Source organism: Pontimicrobium sp. IMCC45349, assembly GCF_047219225.1.
Taxonomy (GTDB): Bacteria; Bacteroidota; Bacteroidia; order Flavobacteriales; family Flavobacteriaceae; genus IMCC45349.
This window is the reverse complement of sequence record NZ_CP178208.1, coordinates 1,215,216-1,231,798: the sequence shown is the minus strand read 5'-3', so window position 1 is coordinate 1,231,798 and position 16,583 is coordinate 1,215,216. Positions and strand designations below refer to the sequence as shown.

Genomic DNA, 16,583 nt, shown 5'->3' with positions numbered 1-16,583 from the left:
ATAAGCGCAAAAGTATATAAAAAAACCCTTTGTGAAAAGGGTTTTGTGTAAAAAATAAGTTAAAATTTTAAATCTCGTTACTTTGAGAGTTAGCAATGGTATTTATATCTCTATCAAATAGATAGTGACCAGATTTGTCATTGCCAATAATAGTAAGTTTATCTAATAATGTCCTAGCAACTGCTTCTTCTTCTAACTGCTCTGTAACGTACCATTGCATGAAGTTATGAACATTGTAATCTTGCTTTTGAAGACACTCATATATAATTTTATTTATCTGCTCAGTTACAAAAATTTCGCTTGTTAAAAAAGTTTCAAAAAGTTCGTTTAAGGTTTTAAAATCATCTTTTGGCTTGTCTAACTGCGGAATTATAACTTGTCCACTACGTTCGTTAACAAACTTTACAAGCTTTGTCATATGTAAACGCTCCTCCTCAGATTGGTTGTAAAAAAATTCGGCAACACCATTGTAGCCATTAGCATCTGCCCATGATGCCATTGATAAATATTGCATTGAAGCACTAGCTTCGTATTTTATTTGATCGTTAAGTAATTTTTGTATCGTTGAATTCATTAAAAAACATTTTTAACGAAGATAATTAAAGTTTTAATAAATGGAAAGGCTAAGATTGGTCTTCTGTAGTTTCTTCTTTAGAAACTTTAACTAAGTCTGGAAAAACCATAGGAACTAATGATTTTACAGGTTCGTAAAGTACTGAATCTTCTATTTCTTCATTAGATACAAAAGGGATGGTTTTATTAAGGTTTGCAAAAATCATAAGTACAACACTTAAAATAACAGCTATCTTTAAACCTCCAAAAAGAGCTCCTAAGAGCTTGTTTAAAAACCCTAGCGCAGCAAAATCAGCAAGCTTTGTAAGAGCTTTTCCTGCTAAAGAAATAGCAAGAACTATAATAACAAATGTAATTGCAAAAGCAGTAATGTTAATTGTTTTTTCATTCCAATCTACACGTTCCATTAAAAAATCAGCAGCAAAGTTACTAAAGTGAATAGCGCCATAAACTCCAGCTATTAGAGCTACAAGTGAAGCTACTTCAACAAATAAGCCTTTCATTAATCCTCTTATTAGTCCAAAAAGAATTAACGCTCCTAAAACAATATCTATAACTGCCATACAAACCAAAATTTTATAGGTGATTAAAATTAAGGTAATTTTCTAGTCATACAAGTAATAAATTGGCTTTTGTTAATATATAACGTTTATGTTTCATTACTATTTTATAAGTCACTAAATTTGTAACCGTTATGGCAAGAGATGAACAGTTAAAGGAACGTTGGGATTTATTGGTTGATAAGTTATCTAATCAATTTGCAGATGGTGATGTGCTAGATTTAGATGCAATTATTTATTTAATTGGTATTCAAGAGTTAGGACAGTTACATCGTAAGTTTAAAAAAGATGAAAAAGTAAACCTAATGCATATTAGTATTTGTAGGCTTTTAGAACCTTATGGATACTATGAGTTTGATTACTTTGATGAACAAGGTTGGCCACATTATAAAGTTAAAGAAGCACTTCCAAGTCTTAAAGCTGGAGAACAAAGTGTTTTAATGAAAGAAGCCATAGTAAACTATTTCCTAGAAGCTGAGTTTATAAAATAAGAATTGTTAAATTTGCCCTTTATTTTTGAAGTGATATCATGATTGATAAGATTAAAGAACTAATTGAAGAAGCTGAAGTTTTTACAGCACAAACTAAAGAAGAAGTAGAAGATTTCCGAATTAAATATTTAGGAAAAAAAGGACTACTTAATGAGTTTTTTGCTGAGTTTAGAAATGTAGCTAACGACCAAAAGAAAGAGTTTGGTCAAGCTATAAATAAGCTTAAAACAACAGCTCAAGAAAAAGTAAATGCATTAAAATCTGAATTAGAAAATAATGAGGAAGCGCAAGGTAATTTTGGCGATTTATCACGCCCAGGAGAACCAATAGAGTTAGGTGCACGTCATCCAATTTCTTTAGTGAAAAATCAAATTATAGATATTTTTTCTCGTATAGGATTTAATGTTAGTGAAGGTCCAGAAATTGAAGATGATTGGCATAATTTTACAGCGTTAAATTTACCAGAATATCATCCTGCACGTGATATGCAGGATACGTTTTTTATTCAAACAAATCCAGATATTTTATTACGTACACATACAAGTTCTGTACAAGTACGTTATATGGAAAACAATAAACCACCAATTCGTACAATATCTCCAGGTCGTGTATATCGTAATGAAGCTATTTCGGCACGCTCGCATTGTTTTTTTCACCAATTAGAAGGATTGTATATAGATAAGAATGTAAGTTTTGCCGACCTTAAGCAAACCTTACAATACTTTACAACAGAAATGTTTGGTAAGTCTAAAATTAGGCTGCGTCCTTCTTATTTCCCATTTACTGAGCCTAGTGCTGAGATTGATGTGTATTGGGGATTAGAAACTGAAACCGACTATAAAATTACCAAAGGAACTGGATGGTTAGAAATTGGAGGTTGTGGTATGGTCGATCCAAATGTTTTAGAAAATTGTAATATCGATCCAACAGAATATTCAGGATTTGCATTTGGTGTTGGTATAGATCGTATAGCGATGTTGTTACACCAAATAAGTGACATTCGTTTGTTAAGTGAAAACGATGTACGTTTCTTAGAGCAATTTAAATCTGCATTGTAAATAATAACATTTCTATTTAAAAAGAAGATTTCTCGACTGCGCTCGAAATGACACCTAGAGATTATGAAAAAGGATATAGAAATACCAAAGGTTGAAAATGTTTATATAGCTGTTGTTAGGGAATATAATGACACTTACAAAACAGACGATTGGAATGCTTACATTATCAATGATAAAGACGTTGATTTAGAGATGCTACTGATTATGACTAGAGGTTATGACGAAAAACGAGCAACTTCTACAATGCGTCATAAATTAGAAAAGTTACCACCAAAAAGTTATGCTAAAATAGAGTTAATGCAAGAAGATGTATTGGCTTTAAACAACGAGTTTATTGTAACTTATTTTGAGGATAACAAGATGTACGATAAGTCGTTTGTATTTAGAAAAAACACCATTAACGAAAAAGCATTACAACCTATTCCTCTTATGGAAGCTAGAGGTGTTTTAGTTAAGTAATTTTTTAGAAAGAGCTTTAATCTTTTTATTTAGAGGAAGCATTAAGCTTAATATAAGTAATGCGATAATGAGTAATTCATAAATAGCCATATTATTTATACCTTTATTATAAATTGAAAAGATTCCAGTAATAATAAAAAGTAATAATAAAATACTTCTTGGAATTGTCAGTTTGTAACTCATTTAATCCAACTTCTCAGTTAGTTTCTTAAATACTTTTTTAGGATTTTTACCTTCATATAAAACTGCATGAACAGCATTTATTATTGGTAATTTAGTTTTCTTCTCATTTTTTTGATTGAGTAAAAACGCACTTTTTGTTGCGTAATAACCTTCAGCAACCATATTCATTTCCATTTGTGCCGATTTTACTGTGTATCCTTTACCAATCATGTTTCCAAACATACGGTTTCTAGAAAACACAGAGTATCCAGTTACTAATAAATCACCTAAATACGCAGAGTTGTTAATGTTACGTTTCATCTTGTGCATTTTCTTTATAAAACGCTTCATTTCACGAATAGCATTACTCATTAATACACTCTGGAAATTATCACCATAACCTAAACCATGCGCAATTCCAGCAGCAATGGCATAAATATTTTTAAGCATTACGGCATATTCGGTACCAATAATATCATCGCTAATTTTTGTTTTAATATAGTTACTCGATAATTGGTTTGCTATTTCTTGCGCTTTATTTGCATCAGCACACGATATTGTTAAATACGATAAACGCTCCAAAGCAACTTCTTCGGCATGACAAGGACCAGCAATAACACCAATATTTTCAAAAGCAATATTGTAGTGGTCATGAAAATGCTCGCCTACTAAAAGACCAGATTCTGGTATTATCCCTTTTACGGCAGATACTACAGTTTTATTAGTAATATCAACGTTAAGTTTTTCTAGCTCAGTATAAATAAATGCTGATGGAATTACAAAAATAAGCACATCTGCATATTCAGCTATTTCATTAATATCGTTGCTAAGCTTTAACTGTTCTAAATGAAATTCAACCGAGCTTAAATAACTTGGATTATGTTGTTCTTTTAAAAGGTGTTCTTTGGTATAAACACTTCGCATATACCATCCTACTTCATCGAGATTCTCACATAACATTTTTACAATTGCAGTAGCCCAACTTCCGCTTCCAAAGACAGCATATTTTAATTCTGAAGCCATAAAGGATAAAAAATTTTAGTATTTCAAAAGTACATAAAATATCACGTTTCAAACAATATTGTAAACCAGTTATTTGCATTTTTGGCACGCAATTTGAAATTAGTAAAATATAACTGTAAAAAGAATAGCTTATGAAGATGTTAAAATTACTTTCGGGATTTGCTTTAGTAGCAATATTATTTACTTCATGCCATATTGATATTATTGAAGATGATTATCATAATAATCCATCAATCTCTTTAAATCAGTTATTAAACTCTTATGAGTTATGGTATGTAGATATTAATCAAACGGTTGGTTATGGACAAACTCCTTTTTTACAAAAGGCATTCACTATTTCGTTTTTAAATGGAAATGTGTACGCTAACAATAATTTAGTTGGTATTGGGAGTCAAGGTAATGGTTATGGTATACATATTGGCTATTACGATGCATACGATATGATTTTAGATGTAAGCCATAATATAGATGGTTTTGAAACTTTTGATGTGTATCAAATAGATAATAATACTATAGAATTATACAATCCATATAACGACACATCGTATTTTTTACATGGTTACCAACGTAGTAATTTTGATTATGATTATGTGTTTTATGATAATATTCATTATTTCCTACAGGAATACGAAGCTTGGGAGAAGGTATATACTAGTGAAATAGGTGCTATTAATGAATTTGATTACGAAAACTATTTACAGTTTTTAGCTGGTGGGAACGACTCTACTTTTAGAAGTTCACAAGATGTAGATGTTGCTAATGTAAATAACATTTATTGGGACTACACAGGAGTTTATGGAATACAAAATGTACCTAATAATTTTTACCTAAAAACTTTAACACTAGATTATGATTTCTTTGACAATGAATTCTTTGAATTAAGCGTTATAAATGATGGATTAATAGAGCTGTATCATCCATCATCTGGAACTTATTATGAATTCCAAGGAAGAGGATATATCCAGTATTTACGTAAGGCAGATGGGAGCTTAGACAAGTCAAAGTCTTCTCAAGATAAATTACGTAAACAAAAAACAGATAAAAAAGAGAACCCAAGGGTTAGTAAAAGAGACTAGAATTTTGGTTGGTTATTTTAGTTGTGAGACTGCTTAAAAGACTTTTTTAAGCAGTCTCTTTTTTTGTGACTTTTTTTAACTGTTTGTGTCTAAATAATTAGAACAATAACTTAACATACTAATTGTGAGCGTCAATAGGATTTTAAAGTAAATTTTTTGAAATTTACAATTAGTAATTATTAACCTTAAAAACATATAACAATGGGGATTTTTTCATTTATTAAAAATGCTGGAGCAAAAGTATTTGGAATTGGTAAAACAGATGCAGAAGAGGCAGCTGAAGCCGCTGCGGCAGCAGCCGAGGCAAAACTAAAAGCCGAAGCAACTGCAGCATCAAACTTAGAAGAAACTGTTAGAGATTTACAATTAGAAGTAGAAAATTTAAATATCCATATAGCTAATGATACAGCTACTATTACTGGAGCAGCTTACGATCAAGCAACTAAAGAAAAAGTGGTGTTAGTTGTTGGTAATTCGGCAGGAATTGCAACTGTTGATGACCAGATGACTGTTGAAAATGTAGAACCAGAAGCTAAGTTTCATACTGTTGAGAGTGGAGATACATTAGGAAAAATAGCAAAGACATATTATGGTAATGCGATGAAGTATCCAGTGATTTTTGAAGCTAATAAGCCAATGCTTAAAGATCCAGATTTAATTTATCCAGGACAAGTATTACGTATTCCTCATATTGAAGAATAATTTTTAAATTATTTTAAAAGTCTAAAAACCTGCATTTTGCAGGTTTTTTTAATGTCAATTTATTAAAAGTAAGTTTAAGCTTACTTAAAAATGTTTTTCGTCGAAAAAATTATACATTTTAAAGATTTATATTGTAGATTGAAGTTATAACCTACTAAATATATTTTTATTATGAGAAAAGTTACATTATTGTCAGCTATAATATTAGTGCTTTTTAGTTGTAGCTCAGAGTCTATTACAAACAATAACCAAGAGGAATTAAGAGTAAATCCAAATTTTAGAGTTTCAGAGTTTGTTAAAACAGGAAATGATATGTCTAGAGCCTCATTAGATGAACCATGTATGACCACTAATTTAATTGCTGGCCAAAATCATATAGCAGGAACTGTTAGCGTAGATGTAGATGGTGATAATTTAATTATTACTTATAGTACTAATAGTGATTGGTCAATTGATGCAACACATTTAAGTATTGGTAACTGTGCAGAACAAACAATTCCTACAACTGGATCAGGAAATCCAAAGATTGGTCATTTTGAACATTCTACTAATCACTCTTCTGGAGTTAATGAAGTTGTATATATGATTGATAAATCTGCATTAGATGAAAACTATTGCTTTGCAGCACATGCAGAGGTTGTTGGACCTACCGGAGGTGAAACAGCTTGGGCAGAAGGGCCAGAGTTCGATGGAAATAGTTGGGCAATGTATGTAGAAGCTTTATTGTCTGATTGTGATGTTGAGGGAGAGAAAGAAGGTGAAGATGAAGAGGAGGAAGAAGAAGAACCACCAGTGAAATAAAAAAATAGTATAAATAAAAAAAGGCTAGTTATATAACTAGCCTTTTTTTATTTATAAAAATTCATTTCGTCAATATAAGTCCAAACCTCGTGAGGTAGCATTGGTCTTACATTTTTTTCAGCCTTAATAGCTTTTCTAATAAAGGTTGATGATAATTCCATAATAGGAGCATCAACCTTTGTTATTTTTGGATGATCATCAAATTGTGTATCTACTTTGCCTTTGCTAATTCTAGGATAAACATATAAACTATAATTATGTAAAATTAGTTCATAGTTTTTCCACTTATGAAAGCTTTTTAAATTATCCTCTCCCATAATTAAGGCAAATTCATGCTTAGGATATTTTTCTTCCAAATGCACTAAAGTATTAATAGTGTAGTTAGGTTGAGGTAGCTTAAATTCAATATCACTAGGTTGTAACTTATCGTACGATTTGGTAGCTTGATATACCATTTCTAAACGTTGGTAATCATCTAGTAAAGTGTTTTTCTTTTTAAATGGACTATGTGGTGTTACAATAAACCATACTTGATCCAAATCGCTAAATTCAGCCACATGATTAGCAATGGTTAAATGACCTACATGAATAGGATTAAATGTACCAAAATATAGTCCAATTTTCATGGTTATTTATTTATAAAATTTGACACTAATGAATAGGCGTCAACTAATGCTTCTTCTAAATTTTTGTTAACTACAATTTCATCAAATAAAGGAGCAGTTGCTAACTCAGCTGATGCTTTTGCAACACGCATTTTAATTTTATCTTCACTCTCAGTTTTACGTTTTTTTAAACGAATTTTTAACTCATCTATACTTGGAGGTTTTACAAAAACAGCTATCGTTTCTTCAGGAAACTTTCGTTTAATACGTAATCCTCCTGATACATCTATATCAAAAATTACATGTTTACCTTGAGCCCAAATGCGTTCAACTTCTGTTTTTAATGTGCCATAAAAATTATCATGATATACTTCTTCCCATTCTAAAAATTCATCGCTCTTAATCTTATTTTTAAACTCTTTTGCAGATAAAAAATAGTAGTCTTTAGCGTCAACCTCTTCTCCTCTTGGAGCTCTTGAAGTAGCAGATATTGAAAACTCTAAGTTTAGTTCTTCTTGTTGTAATAAATGCCTAACAATAGTTGTTTTACCTGAACCAGAAGGAGCTGAAAAAACAATTAATTTTCCTTTATTCATGGCTTAAAGTACGTTTAGTAATTGTTCTTTTATTTTTTCTAGTTCGTCTTTCATTTGCACTACTAATTTTTGCATAGGAGCATAATTAGATTTTGATCCAATAGTATTTATTTCCCTTCCCATTTCTTGACCAATAAAACCAAGTTTCTTTCCGTTAGATTCATTAGAATCTAAGGTCTTGATAAAATACTCTAAATGGTTATGTAGACGTACTTTTTCTTCAGTAATATCAAACTTCTCAATATAATAAACAAGTTCTTGTTCAAATCTGTTTTCGTCTACTTTTTCTTTAATATCAGCAATTCCTTTTCTTAAACGTTCACGAACACCTTCAACACGTTCAGGGTCCATTTTAATAACGTCATTTAATAAAGCATCAATGTTTGCAATACGTTTTTTAAAATCTGTTTCTAAAGCTAATCCTTCTTCACTTCTGTAAGTGTTTATTTTTTGTAGTGCAGATGCTATTTCATTTTCAATAGCTTTCCATTCTTCTTTGTCAATTTCATCACGATCTGTACTTAATGCATCTGGCATTCTCACAGCCATTTTAAGTAATTCAGTAGCATCACCATCAACAACATTTTTTAATTGACTCATGTATTTTTTTACTACAGGCTCGTTAACAGAGGTTGTAGTTTCCTCACCAGTAATTTCCATGTATAATGAAAAGTCAATTTTTCCACGATTTAATGCAGAAGCAATATTTTTACGAATACTTAGTTCCTTTTCTCTATAAATTGATGGCATTCGCACATTTAAGTCTAAGCTTTTGCTGTTTAAAGATTTTATCTCGATAGAAATCTTTTTGGTTGGTAATTGTAGTACACATTTACCATAACCTGTCATGGATTGTATCATTCTGATATTTTAAAAGTTGCACAAAGATAAAGAAAACACTTAAGTAAATTAAGTATTAATATGGTGAAACTAAAAACTGTATTTTTACCAAAAAATAAGTAAATGTTTACAAAGCAGTTTGAGATAAGATGGAGCGATATGGATGCTAATCAGCATTTAGGAAATTCAACATATATAGACTATTTAAGTCATACACGTATGTCCTTTTTTAAAGAAATGGGAATGGGAATGGAAACAATGAATACTTATGGCTTAGGTCCTGTAGCTTTGTATGAGCACATATACTATTTTAGAGAAATATTGATAGGAAAACCTATTACTGTAAGTTTAGAAGTAAAAGGCTATAGTGAGGATGGACGCTTTGTGGAAATAGAACATAACTTTTATGATGCTGAAGGTAAAAACTTAGCTTATAGTGAGATGTTATTTTCTTTTATAGATATAAAAACAAGAAAATTGGGTAATGTGCCAGAAGAAGTATTAAAGATAATACACAAGTTTCCAAAAGCTAAAGACTTTAAAATTCTTACCAAAGAAGACACACGAAAATTTGGAAAGCGACCAGTTGATTTGCATTAGAAAAACGCTAATAAATTATTTTTCAGTAAATTAATACCATAATATACTAACTAATAAATTAATATTATGGACATGGACATTAATTGGCTAGCAATAGTTGCTGCCTCAATTTTACCTTTAGTTACTGGGTTTATTTGGTATAACCCAAAAGTTTTTGGAACTGCTTGGATGAAAGAAACAGGCATGACTGAAGAAAAAGCAAAAACAATGAATCCTGCCAAAACTTATGGATTAGCAGTTGTATTTGCATTTTTAATTGCTTTTATGATTTGGCCTACAGTTTTCTTTGGAGGTTCCCCTGAAGACCCTCATGGAACAGAACCTTTTATGACCTTTAAACATGGTGCATTACATGGCGCTATGTTGGCATTGTTTATAGTACTTCCTGTATTTGCAACAAATGCATTATTTGAAATGAAATCGGCCAAATACGTTTTGATTAATGTTGGGTACTGGGTAGTAACAATGGCGTTAATGGGAGGCATTATTAATGCTTGGACATAGATAAAAAGATAAAAAATAAAAAAGAGGCTATTTAGCCTCTTTTTTATTTTTAAAAGGAAAGTGTTGTTTAAACTCTTTTATTTGAATACGCTTTATAAATGGTTTTATTAAAGCATTTATAAATGGTCGTTTGTGTTTTATGTAGCATGTAAGTTCTGTTGGTGCTGCACCTACAGTAGTTTTTATTTCAGACGCTGTTCTTCCAAAATTTATATAATTAGCATTCTTTTCTATACCTAATCTAACGTAGTCATTTAGTATTCTTGGATAAATTGCACACTCTTTATTTAACGAATAATCTAAACCGATAAAATGAGCATCAAGATGATGGTTATTTGCTAAAGCAGATAAAAAACCAACAAGCTTACCTTCTAAAAAATAGGCTTTTACTATAAAGTTTTCTTGATATGTTTTTCTAAGTGCTATATAGGTATTTAAGTTTAATACTTGCGCATTAAAGTTGGCATTTGCAATGGTGTTTTCATACAGTTTTTGTAATTCATCTTTATAAGTAGCAAAATCAGTTTCAGTAAACAATCGTACTTCTAATTTAGAACTGGTTTTATCAGCTTTATTAACCTTGACGCGGTATTTTGATTTTAATGCTTTTTTATAGTCGTCAAACGATTCCCAGTTTTTGTCCAAAGCAATAATCATATTTGGTTCTACATGCATTGGAATAAAACCATGATTTTCTAATTGATCTGTATATTGTCTAGAATCTTCAATAAAATCTTTCACAAAAATAGCATGCAAGGGTTTTGTTTGTTTTGCAATAGTATTTAGTTCTAATCCAATAGCTTTAATCACATTATTTTTATTTGCTTCGGGATTAATTAAAATACCATGCTCTCCACTTAAAAAAATGTTTCCACAAAACATAATATGAATATGGTCATTACAGAATAGTGAATGCAAAAAACGTCGTAAAAAATTGGGAAGTCTAATGTTTTTTAAAATAACATCTACATTAAGTTCAATAGTTTGCACAAGGGCAATAGCTAAAGCCTCAATGTTATTTTTAACAATGATATACTTAAACTTTATATTGGGATTTGAGTTTTCAAATGCCATTAAAAAGTCAGGAGAAAAGTAGGTGTTTTTTATTGGGTTTATTGTAGACCAATAATTAGCATCAATATCGCTAACAGAGCTATAAGTGGTTGTTTGTAAATTAGTCATTGTGCTCTATTAGTCGTTGTTTTTTTCTAAACTAAGTAAACTGTTTTAAAAAAGGCATAAAGCTTTAAAAAGTTTAACAAAATTTAAGGAATAGCTCTTTATTACATAGCTATTTTGGCAGCTTCTATTGTTTTTTTACTATTTCCAATAAAAATAGTGTTGTTATTAATTATTACTGGACGTTTTAAAAATGTATAATGCTCTAAAATATATTGTTTGTAGTCACGCTCTTCAAGACTTTGGTTTTTTAAATCCATCTCTTTATATAATTTAGCTCGTTTGCTAAATAAAGCTTCATAATTTCCAGAAAGATTATGCATTTCTTCAAGTTGTTTTACAGTAATAGGAGTCTCTTTTATGTCTTGAAGTAAGAATTCTGAAGATGGATTAAGCTCTTTAAGAATCCGCATACATGTGTTACAAGTTTTAAGGTAGTATATTTTTTTCATTGCCTAGAGTTATTAATTTTACAAAGAAAATCAATTTTTACAAAAAGATATAATGAACTGGACATTTGATATTTTAGAAAAAAACAGAAAACTCATGGTTTCGTTTTTAGAGAATTACTCGGTAGAACAATTAAACGAGGTTCCTAAAGGATTTAATAATAATATAATATGGAATATTGCTCATTTAATAGCTACTCAACAATTGTTGACATATAAATTATCTGGAATACCAATGCGAGTAGATGAGACTTTTGTTGAAGCTTATAAAAAAGGCACTAAAACGGAAGCTTATGTGTCTGCAGAAGAAATAGCTGAAATAAAAACGATGCTATTTTCATCAGTTGAGCAAACTAAGGAAGATTATGCTAATGATTTATTTAAAGAGTATAATGCATATACAACATCAACAGGTAGCACATTAACATCTTTTGAGGATGCTATGGCTTTTAATAATTACCATGAAGGTATCCATTTAGGATATATTTTGGCAATGCGAAAAGGTATTTAATTATTCTATTTTTAAGAAGTTTTCAACCTCTTCAAAGGGAATTGTAAATTCTGTAAATCCATCTGCATACGAAGCAATTTCGTAAACATTATAGAATAGAATAACACCTTCGTCATTAAACCCAATATTTGCTGGTAATTCAAAATTATCGATGTAATGTTGGTCAACATTAGTGTCTTTCACTTCTTCAATAAAGTAAGTTTTGGCAACTTTAATAAATGCGTCTTTATCTAAAAACAAATCGTTGTTTTCAATAACACTACCATTAGTGTCAAAATTGAAAAAAGTTATGTTTGTATTACCATGTGCACCTCCAGAGTTAATATAGCTAGTTATAGGTATTGAAGTTAAACTAGATGATTGGTATGTAACTTCGCCATCAAAAGAGGCATCCCAAACTAAAGCACTGTCTGTGAAACCTTCCTTAAAAGACGCATATTCAGTATCAAAAGATTTGATAGCAAAATCTAAGGATAAAGTATCCGAATCTTCTTCTAAAAATACTAACATATTTGCTATATGATTTTCAATTTTTGAATTGATATTTTTAGCAATTTGAGAATTCCCATTGGCTTTAGGAATATTTATTTCAATAACAGCGTTGTCATTTTTAAGTGAATTGACTTCAATGAAAGTAAGTTTAGTATTTTCTTCTGAGCAAGAAAAAATGAAGCCAAAAATTAGTAAAGCAACAAAAAACTGTTTCATAGTTGTAAGTATTAAGAATAATATATACTAAAGATATTGTATACATTTGAATACAACGAATTAAAAACTAAATTTGTTGCATAATTTTTTTAAGATGAAATTTAATACAAAAACAATACATGGAGGACAAGAGCATGACAAAGCTTATGGCTCTGTAATGCCTCCAATATATCAAACGTCAACATATGCTCAAAGTACTCCAGGAGGACATAAGGGCTATGAATATTCTAGAACACATAACCCTACTAGAAACGCATTAGAAAATGCTTTTGCAAGTATTGAAAATGGTAATCATGGATTAGCATTTGGATCAGGTTTAGCAGCAATAGATGCTGTAATTAAGCTTTTACAACCAGGTGATGAAGTAATTTCTACTAATGATTTGTATGGAGGTACTTATCGTTTATTCACAAGTGTTTTTGAAAAATTTGGGATTAAGTTCCATTTTGTTGGAATGGAAAACGCTGATAAGATTGAAGAATATGTAAACGAAAATACTAAACTAATTTGGGTTGAAACTCCAACAAACCCAATGATGAATATTATCGATATTAAAAGTGTATCAGCAGTTGCTAAAAAACACAAAGTTTTATTAGCTGTAGATAATACGTTTGCAACACCTTATTTACAAAGACCTTTAGATTTAGGAGCTGATATTGTTATGCATTCAGCTACAAAATATTTAGGAGGTCATAGTGATGTAGTAATGGGAGCATTAATAGTAAAAGATAAAGAGATTGCAGACAAGTTATACTTTATTCAAAATGCTAGTGGTGCAGTTTGTGGACCTCAAGATAGCTTTTTAGTGTTAAGAGGTATAAAAACTTTACACATTAGAATGCAACGTCATTGTGAAAATGGAAAAGCTGTAGCTCAATATTTAGTAAACCACCCAAAAGTAGAAAAAGTATATTGGCCTGGGTTTGAATCGCATCCAAACCATGAAGTTGCCAAAGCACAAATGGATGATTTTGGAGGAATGATTTCTTTTACAACAAAAGGGAATAACTACGAAGAGGCTATTAAGGTTGTTGAGAATCTTAAAATTTTCACTTTAGCTGAATCTTTAGGAGGTGTTGAATCCTTAGCTGGACATCCAGCAAGTATGACACACGCGAGTATCCCTAAAGAGGAAAGAGAAAAAACAGGTGTTGTAGATTCTTTAATACGCTTAAGTGTTGGTATTGAAGATGAGGAAGATTTAATAAACGATTTAAAGCAAGCCTTAGGATAACAAATAAAAAAGCTCTTGAAATTTCAAGAGCTTTTTTATTATATCAAAAATAATATTATTAATCTAAGTAGTATATATACCCAAAATTCAACCAAACTAACCAATCGTTAGCTTTGTTTGAATCTAATTGATGATTTAAACCATCAACCCAATTACTAAAATAATATTGCCATCTCATGTCTAACATTAAATCAGATAAAGGTGTTAATTTATAACGAACACCAACACTACTTACAATAGACCAAGTATCGCCTCCAGAAGGGTCGATAGAACCAGGTTCCCAAAATGGATAGAAATTATTTGCATTAGCAATATTTCCATCTCCATATGTAGTACTTGCTTTCGGGCTATATGAAACATAGTGAGCTCCTAAACTCACAAAAGGAGCAAACGAATAGCTAAATGCTTGAAATGAACGAATACTTTTAGGGAAATATTCAATCTGCATTCCTATATCAAAATTGTTTGCCTCTCCAGCATGTGCTCTAAGTTTGTCTGCAGCAGCGGTAGTTCGAGAAGGGTCAACCCATTTACCAAAATGATTTAAGGTGGTTTTATTCCAAGATATTTCACTTCTTAATTTAAAGTGATCGTTAAAATAAGTGTCTGCAGAATAACAATTACAATCTGCTCTGTATGCAAAATTAATATAATGAACAATTCCAATACCAATTCCAGTATTTCCAGCGTTAGTTTCAAAGTCTTTACGAACCCCAAAATCTGATTGAAAAGCAACGGGGCCAGTGATAACTCCTATTTCATGCGAAAAACCTAGTTGGGAGTAACTAAAATTAATCCCTAGAATGAATAAAAAAATTGTGGCTAATTGTTTCAAATTAAGTATGATATGATTAATTTTTTGAGGCTATCTGACAACAAATATATAAAACTTCAACTAACAATCAAATTAAGAATAATGTAGCTTTAGTGGTATTTTTACTGTCATATTAATAATTACAACGCAATTAAAGTATTATCTATTATGAATTTAAAAAAAATGAAGTGTTTTTTTTAAAGATAATGTATATTTGCGGTGGATTTATATCCTAATATTATATTTACTTCAAATTCAATTATATGAAAGATAAAATTGACGCGTTCATGGACCTTGTTAAAGAGAGAAATGGTCATGAACCAGAGTTCTTACAAGCTGTAGAAGAAGTTGCGGAAACCGTGATTCCTTATATTGTTAAAAATGACATTTACCACGGTAAAAACATCTTACTTAGAATGGTTGAGCCAGAAAGAGCAATTATGTTTAGAGTAAATTGGGTAGATGACAACGGAGTGGTTCAAGTTAATAGAGGTTATAGAATTCAAATGAATTCTGCTATTGGGCCTTATAAAGGAGGGTTGCGTTTTCATCCAACTGTAAACTTAAGCATTTTAAAGTTTTTAGCTTTTGAACAAGTGTTTAAAAACAGTTTAACAACTTTACCAATGGGTGGAGGAAAAGGAGGAAGTGACTTTGACCCTAAAGGTAAATCTGACAACGAAATAATGCGTTTTTGTCACGCGTTTATGAGTGAATTATTTAGACATATTGGCCCTAATACAGATGTTCCAGCTGGAGATATTGGAGTTGGAGGAAGAGAAATTGGGTTTATGTTTGGAATGTATAAAAAACTAAGAAACGAATTTACTGGAGTTTTAACAGGTAAAGGAGCAACTTGGGGAGGATCTTTAATTAGACCTGAAGCAACAGGATATGGAAACGTATATTTTGCTCAAAATATGTTGGCAACACAAAATCAATCTTTTGAAGGAAAAATTGTAACAGTTTCTGGATCAGGAAACGTTGCACAATATGCTACTGAAAAAGCTACTGAATTAGGCGGAAAAGTAGTAACAATGTCTGACTCTTCAGGATACATTTATGATGCTGATGGAATTGATGCTGAGAAACTTGCTTTTGTAATGGAGTTAAAGAATGTTAAGAGAGGTAGAATTCACGAATATGTTGAAAAATATCCTAACGCAACATTTGTTAAAGGAGCAACACCTTGGTCTGTAAAATGTGATATTGCATTACCATGTGCAACTCAAAATGAGTTAAACGGTGAAGATGCAAAAACATTAGTAGAAAATGGATGTGTATGTGTTTCTGAAGGAGCAAATATGCCTTCAACACCAGAAGCTATTGCAACATTCCACGAAAAGCAAATATTATTTGCACCAGGAAAAGCATCAAATGCTGGTGGTGTGGCAGTTTCTGGTTTAGAAATGAGCCAAAACTCATTACGTTATAACTGGACAAGAGAAGAGGTAGATGCTAAATTGAAACAAATTATGGCAGATATCCATGCTTCTTGTGCTAAATACGGAACAAATGATGATGGATCAATTGATTACGTAAGAGGAGCAAATATTGCTGGATTTGTTAAAGTAGCAGATGCAATGTTAGCTCAAGGAGTTGTTTAATTTTAAGAATTAAAATAGATAGAAGCCTTCA

Annotated in this window: 21 protein-coding genes; 11 read left to right on the top strand and 10 right to left on the bottom strand. The window is 30.8% G+C overall.

The features are described from left to right. Nucleotides 1–67: 67 nt before the first annotated feature. Both ACLII3_RS05655 and ACLII3_RS05650 read right to left on the bottom strand, forming a co-directional pair. Nucleotides 68–574 carry a ferritin gene (locus ACLII3_RS05655; RefSeq protein WP_412987191.1) on the bottom strand — a complete coding sequence of 169 codons (507 nt, stop codon included), beginning with the start codon at nucleotides 572–574 and terminating at the stop codon, nucleotides 68–70. Nucleotides 575–623: 49 nt separating this feature from the next. After that, entirely contained in the window at nucleotides 624–1,136 is a 513-nt protein-coding gene (locus tag ACLII3_RS05650; RefSeq protein WP_412987189.1) for a CvpA family protein, read from the bottom strand. Between the two features lie 131 nt (nucleotides 1,137–1,267). Here ACLII3_RS05650 and ACLII3_RS05645 point away from each other — a divergent pair, with 131 nt between their 5' ends. The 3 genes from ACLII3_RS05645 to ACLII3_RS05635 all read left to right on the top strand — a co-directional run bounded on the left by ACLII3_RS05645 (nucleotide 1,268) and on the right by ACLII3_RS05635 (nucleotide 3,141). Continuing rightward, on the top strand, nucleotides 1,268–1,624 hold the full coding sequence (locus tag ACLII3_RS05645) for a hypothetical protein (protein ID WP_412987188.1): 357 nt from the start codon (nucleotides 1,268–1,270) through the stop codon (nucleotides 1,622–1,624). A gap of 38 nt (nucleotides 1,625–1,662) precedes the next feature. Then, nucleotides 1,663–2,682 carry a phenylalanine--tRNA ligase subunit alpha gene (pheS, locus tag ACLII3_RS05640; RefSeq protein ID WP_412987186.1) on the top strand — a complete coding sequence of 340 codons (1,020 nt, stop codon included), beginning with the start codon at nucleotides 1,663–1,665 and terminating at the stop codon, nucleotides 2,680–2,682. A gap of 63 nt (nucleotides 2,683–2,745) precedes the next feature. Continuing rightward, the gene (locus ACLII3_RS05635; protein ID WP_412987185.1) at nucleotides 2,746–3,141 is read left to right on the top strand and encodes a hypothetical protein; all 396 of its coding nucleotides are present in this window, start codon (nucleotides 2,746–2,748) and stop codon (nucleotides 3,139–3,141) included. A 183-nt stretch (nucleotides 3,142–3,324) separates the two neighbouring features. Here the strand turns inward: ACLII3_RS05635 and ACLII3_RS05630 are convergent, their stop codons facing one another. Further along, a complete protein-coding gene (locus ACLII3_RS05630) occupies nucleotides 3,325–4,326 on the bottom strand; it encodes an NAD(P)H-dependent glycerol-3-phosphate dehydrogenase (protein WP_412987183.1) in 1,002 nt (333 codons plus the stop codon). 131 nt (nucleotides 4,327–4,457) lie between these two features. Here ACLII3_RS05630 and ACLII3_RS05625 point away from each other — a divergent pair, with 131 nt between their 5' ends. The 3 genes from ACLII3_RS05625 to ACLII3_RS05615 all read left to right on the top strand — a co-directional run bounded on the left by ACLII3_RS05625 (nucleotide 4,458) and on the right by ACLII3_RS05615 (nucleotide 6,905). Beyond that, on the top strand, nucleotides 4,458–5,402 hold the full coding sequence (locus ACLII3_RS05625) for a nicotinic acid mononucleotide adenyltransferase (protein WP_412987181.1): 945 nt from the start codon (nucleotides 4,458–4,460) through the stop codon (nucleotides 5,400–5,402). Nucleotides 5,403–5,603: 201 nt separating this feature from the next. Then, on the top strand, nucleotides 5,604–6,104 hold the full coding sequence (lysM, locus tag ACLII3_RS05620; RefSeq protein ID WP_412987179.1) for a peptidoglycan-binding protein LysM: 501 nt from the start codon (nucleotides 5,604–5,606) through the stop codon (nucleotides 6,102–6,104). A 171-nt stretch (nucleotides 6,105–6,275) separates the two neighbouring features. After that, complete coding sequence (locus tag ACLII3_RS05615) at nucleotides 6,276–6,905, top strand: hypothetical protein (protein ID WP_412987178.1); 630 nt, start codon at nucleotides 6,276–6,278, stop codon at nucleotides 6,903–6,905. A gap of 47 nt (nucleotides 6,906–6,952) precedes the next feature. On the opposite strand, the gene nadD is transcribed toward ACLII3_RS05615, so the two are convergent. Genes nadD through ACLII3_RS05600 form a run of 3 tightly spaced genes read right to left on the bottom strand, consistent with a single transcriptional unit; the run spans nucleotide 6,953 to nucleotide 8,967 of the window. Beyond that, nucleotides 6,953–7,531, bottom strand: coding sequence for a nicotinate (nicotinamide) nucleotide adenylyltransferase (gene nadD / locus ACLII3_RS05610; RefSeq protein ID WP_412987176.1), 579 nt, complete (start codon nucleotides 7,529–7,531; stop codon nucleotides 6,953–6,955). Between the two features lie 2 nt (nucleotides 7,532–7,533). Continuing rightward, complete coding sequence (gene gmk, locus ACLII3_RS05605; protein ID WP_412987174.1) at nucleotides 7,534–8,106, bottom strand: guanylate kinase; 573 nt, start codon at nucleotides 8,104–8,106, stop codon at nucleotides 7,534–7,536. A 3-nt stretch (nucleotides 8,107–8,109) separates the two neighbouring features. Continuing rightward, entirely contained in the window at nucleotides 8,110–8,967 is an 858-nt protein-coding gene (locus ACLII3_RS05600; protein WP_412987172.1) for a YicC/YloC family endoribonuclease, read from the bottom strand. 102 nt (nucleotides 8,968–9,069) lie between these two features. On the opposite strand from ACLII3_RS05600, the gene ACLII3_RS05595 reads away from it, so the two are divergent. Together ACLII3_RS05595 and ACLII3_RS05590 are read left to right on the top strand one after the other, a co-directional pair. After that, complete coding sequence (locus ACLII3_RS05595) at nucleotides 9,070–9,546, top strand: acyl-CoA thioesterase (protein WP_412987170.1); 477 nt, start codon at nucleotides 9,070–9,072, stop codon at nucleotides 9,544–9,546. A gap of 66 nt (nucleotides 9,547–9,612) precedes the next feature. Further along, nucleotides 9,613–10,050, top strand: a complete 438-nt coding sequence (locus tag ACLII3_RS05590) for a DUF1761 domain-containing protein (RefSeq protein WP_412987168.1) — start codon at nucleotides 9,613–9,615, stop codon at nucleotides 10,048–10,050. A 27-nt stretch (nucleotides 10,051–10,077) separates the two neighbouring features. Here ACLII3_RS05590 and ACLII3_RS05585 read toward each other — a convergent pair whose 3' ends face one another. After that, nucleotides 10,078–11,232 (bottom strand): hypothetical protein, encoded by a 1,155-nt coding sequence (locus tag ACLII3_RS05585; protein ID WP_412987166.1) that lies wholly within the window; start codon nucleotides 11,230–11,232, stop codon nucleotides 10,078–10,080. A 101-nt stretch (nucleotides 11,233–11,333) separates the two neighbouring features. Beyond that, nucleotides 11,334–11,681, bottom strand: a complete 348-nt coding sequence (locus tag ACLII3_RS05580; protein ID WP_412987164.1) for an arsenate reductase family protein — start codon at nucleotides 11,679–11,681, stop codon at nucleotides 11,334–11,336. A 52-nt stretch (nucleotides 11,682–11,733) separates the two neighbouring features. Between ACLII3_RS05580 and ACLII3_RS05575 the strand changes: the two genes are divergently transcribed. After that, nucleotides 11,734–12,189, top strand: a complete 456-nt coding sequence (locus ACLII3_RS05575) for a DinB family protein (RefSeq protein ID WP_412987162.1) — start codon at nucleotides 11,734–11,736, stop codon at nucleotides 12,187–12,189. On the opposite strand, the gene ACLII3_RS05570 is transcribed toward ACLII3_RS05575, so the two are convergent. After that, nucleotides 12,190–12,897 carry a PdaC/SigV domain-containing protein gene (locus ACLII3_RS05570; RefSeq protein WP_412987160.1) on the bottom strand — a complete coding sequence of 236 codons (708 nt, stop codon included), beginning with the start codon at nucleotides 12,895–12,897 and terminating at the stop codon, nucleotides 12,190–12,192. It abuts the gene before it with no gap. 94 nt (nucleotides 12,898–12,991) lie between these two features. Here ACLII3_RS05570 and ACLII3_RS05565 point away from each other — a divergent pair, with 94 nt between their 5' ends. Beyond that, nucleotides 12,992–14,131, top strand: a complete 1,140-nt coding sequence (locus ACLII3_RS05565) for a cystathionine gamma-synthase (protein WP_412987158.1) — start codon at nucleotides 12,992–12,994, stop codon at nucleotides 14,129–14,131. A 58-nt stretch (nucleotides 14,132–14,189) separates the two neighbouring features. Here ACLII3_RS05565 and ACLII3_RS05560 read toward each other — a convergent pair whose 3' ends face one another. After that, nucleotides 14,190–14,975: a THC0290_0291 family protein gene (locus ACLII3_RS05560; RefSeq protein ID WP_412987894.1), complete on the bottom strand. Its 786-nt coding sequence runs from the start codon at nucleotides 14,973–14,975 to the stop codon at nucleotides 14,190–14,192. A gap of 233 nt (nucleotides 14,976–15,208) precedes the next feature. Here ACLII3_RS05560 and gdhA point away from each other — a divergent pair, with 233 nt between their 5' ends. Then, complete coding sequence (gene gdhA, locus ACLII3_RS05555) at nucleotides 15,209–16,552, top strand: NADP-specific glutamate dehydrogenase (RefSeq protein WP_412987156.1); 1,344 nt, start codon at nucleotides 15,209–15,211, stop codon at nucleotides 16,550–16,552. Nucleotides 16,553–16,583: the final 31 nt, after the last annotated feature.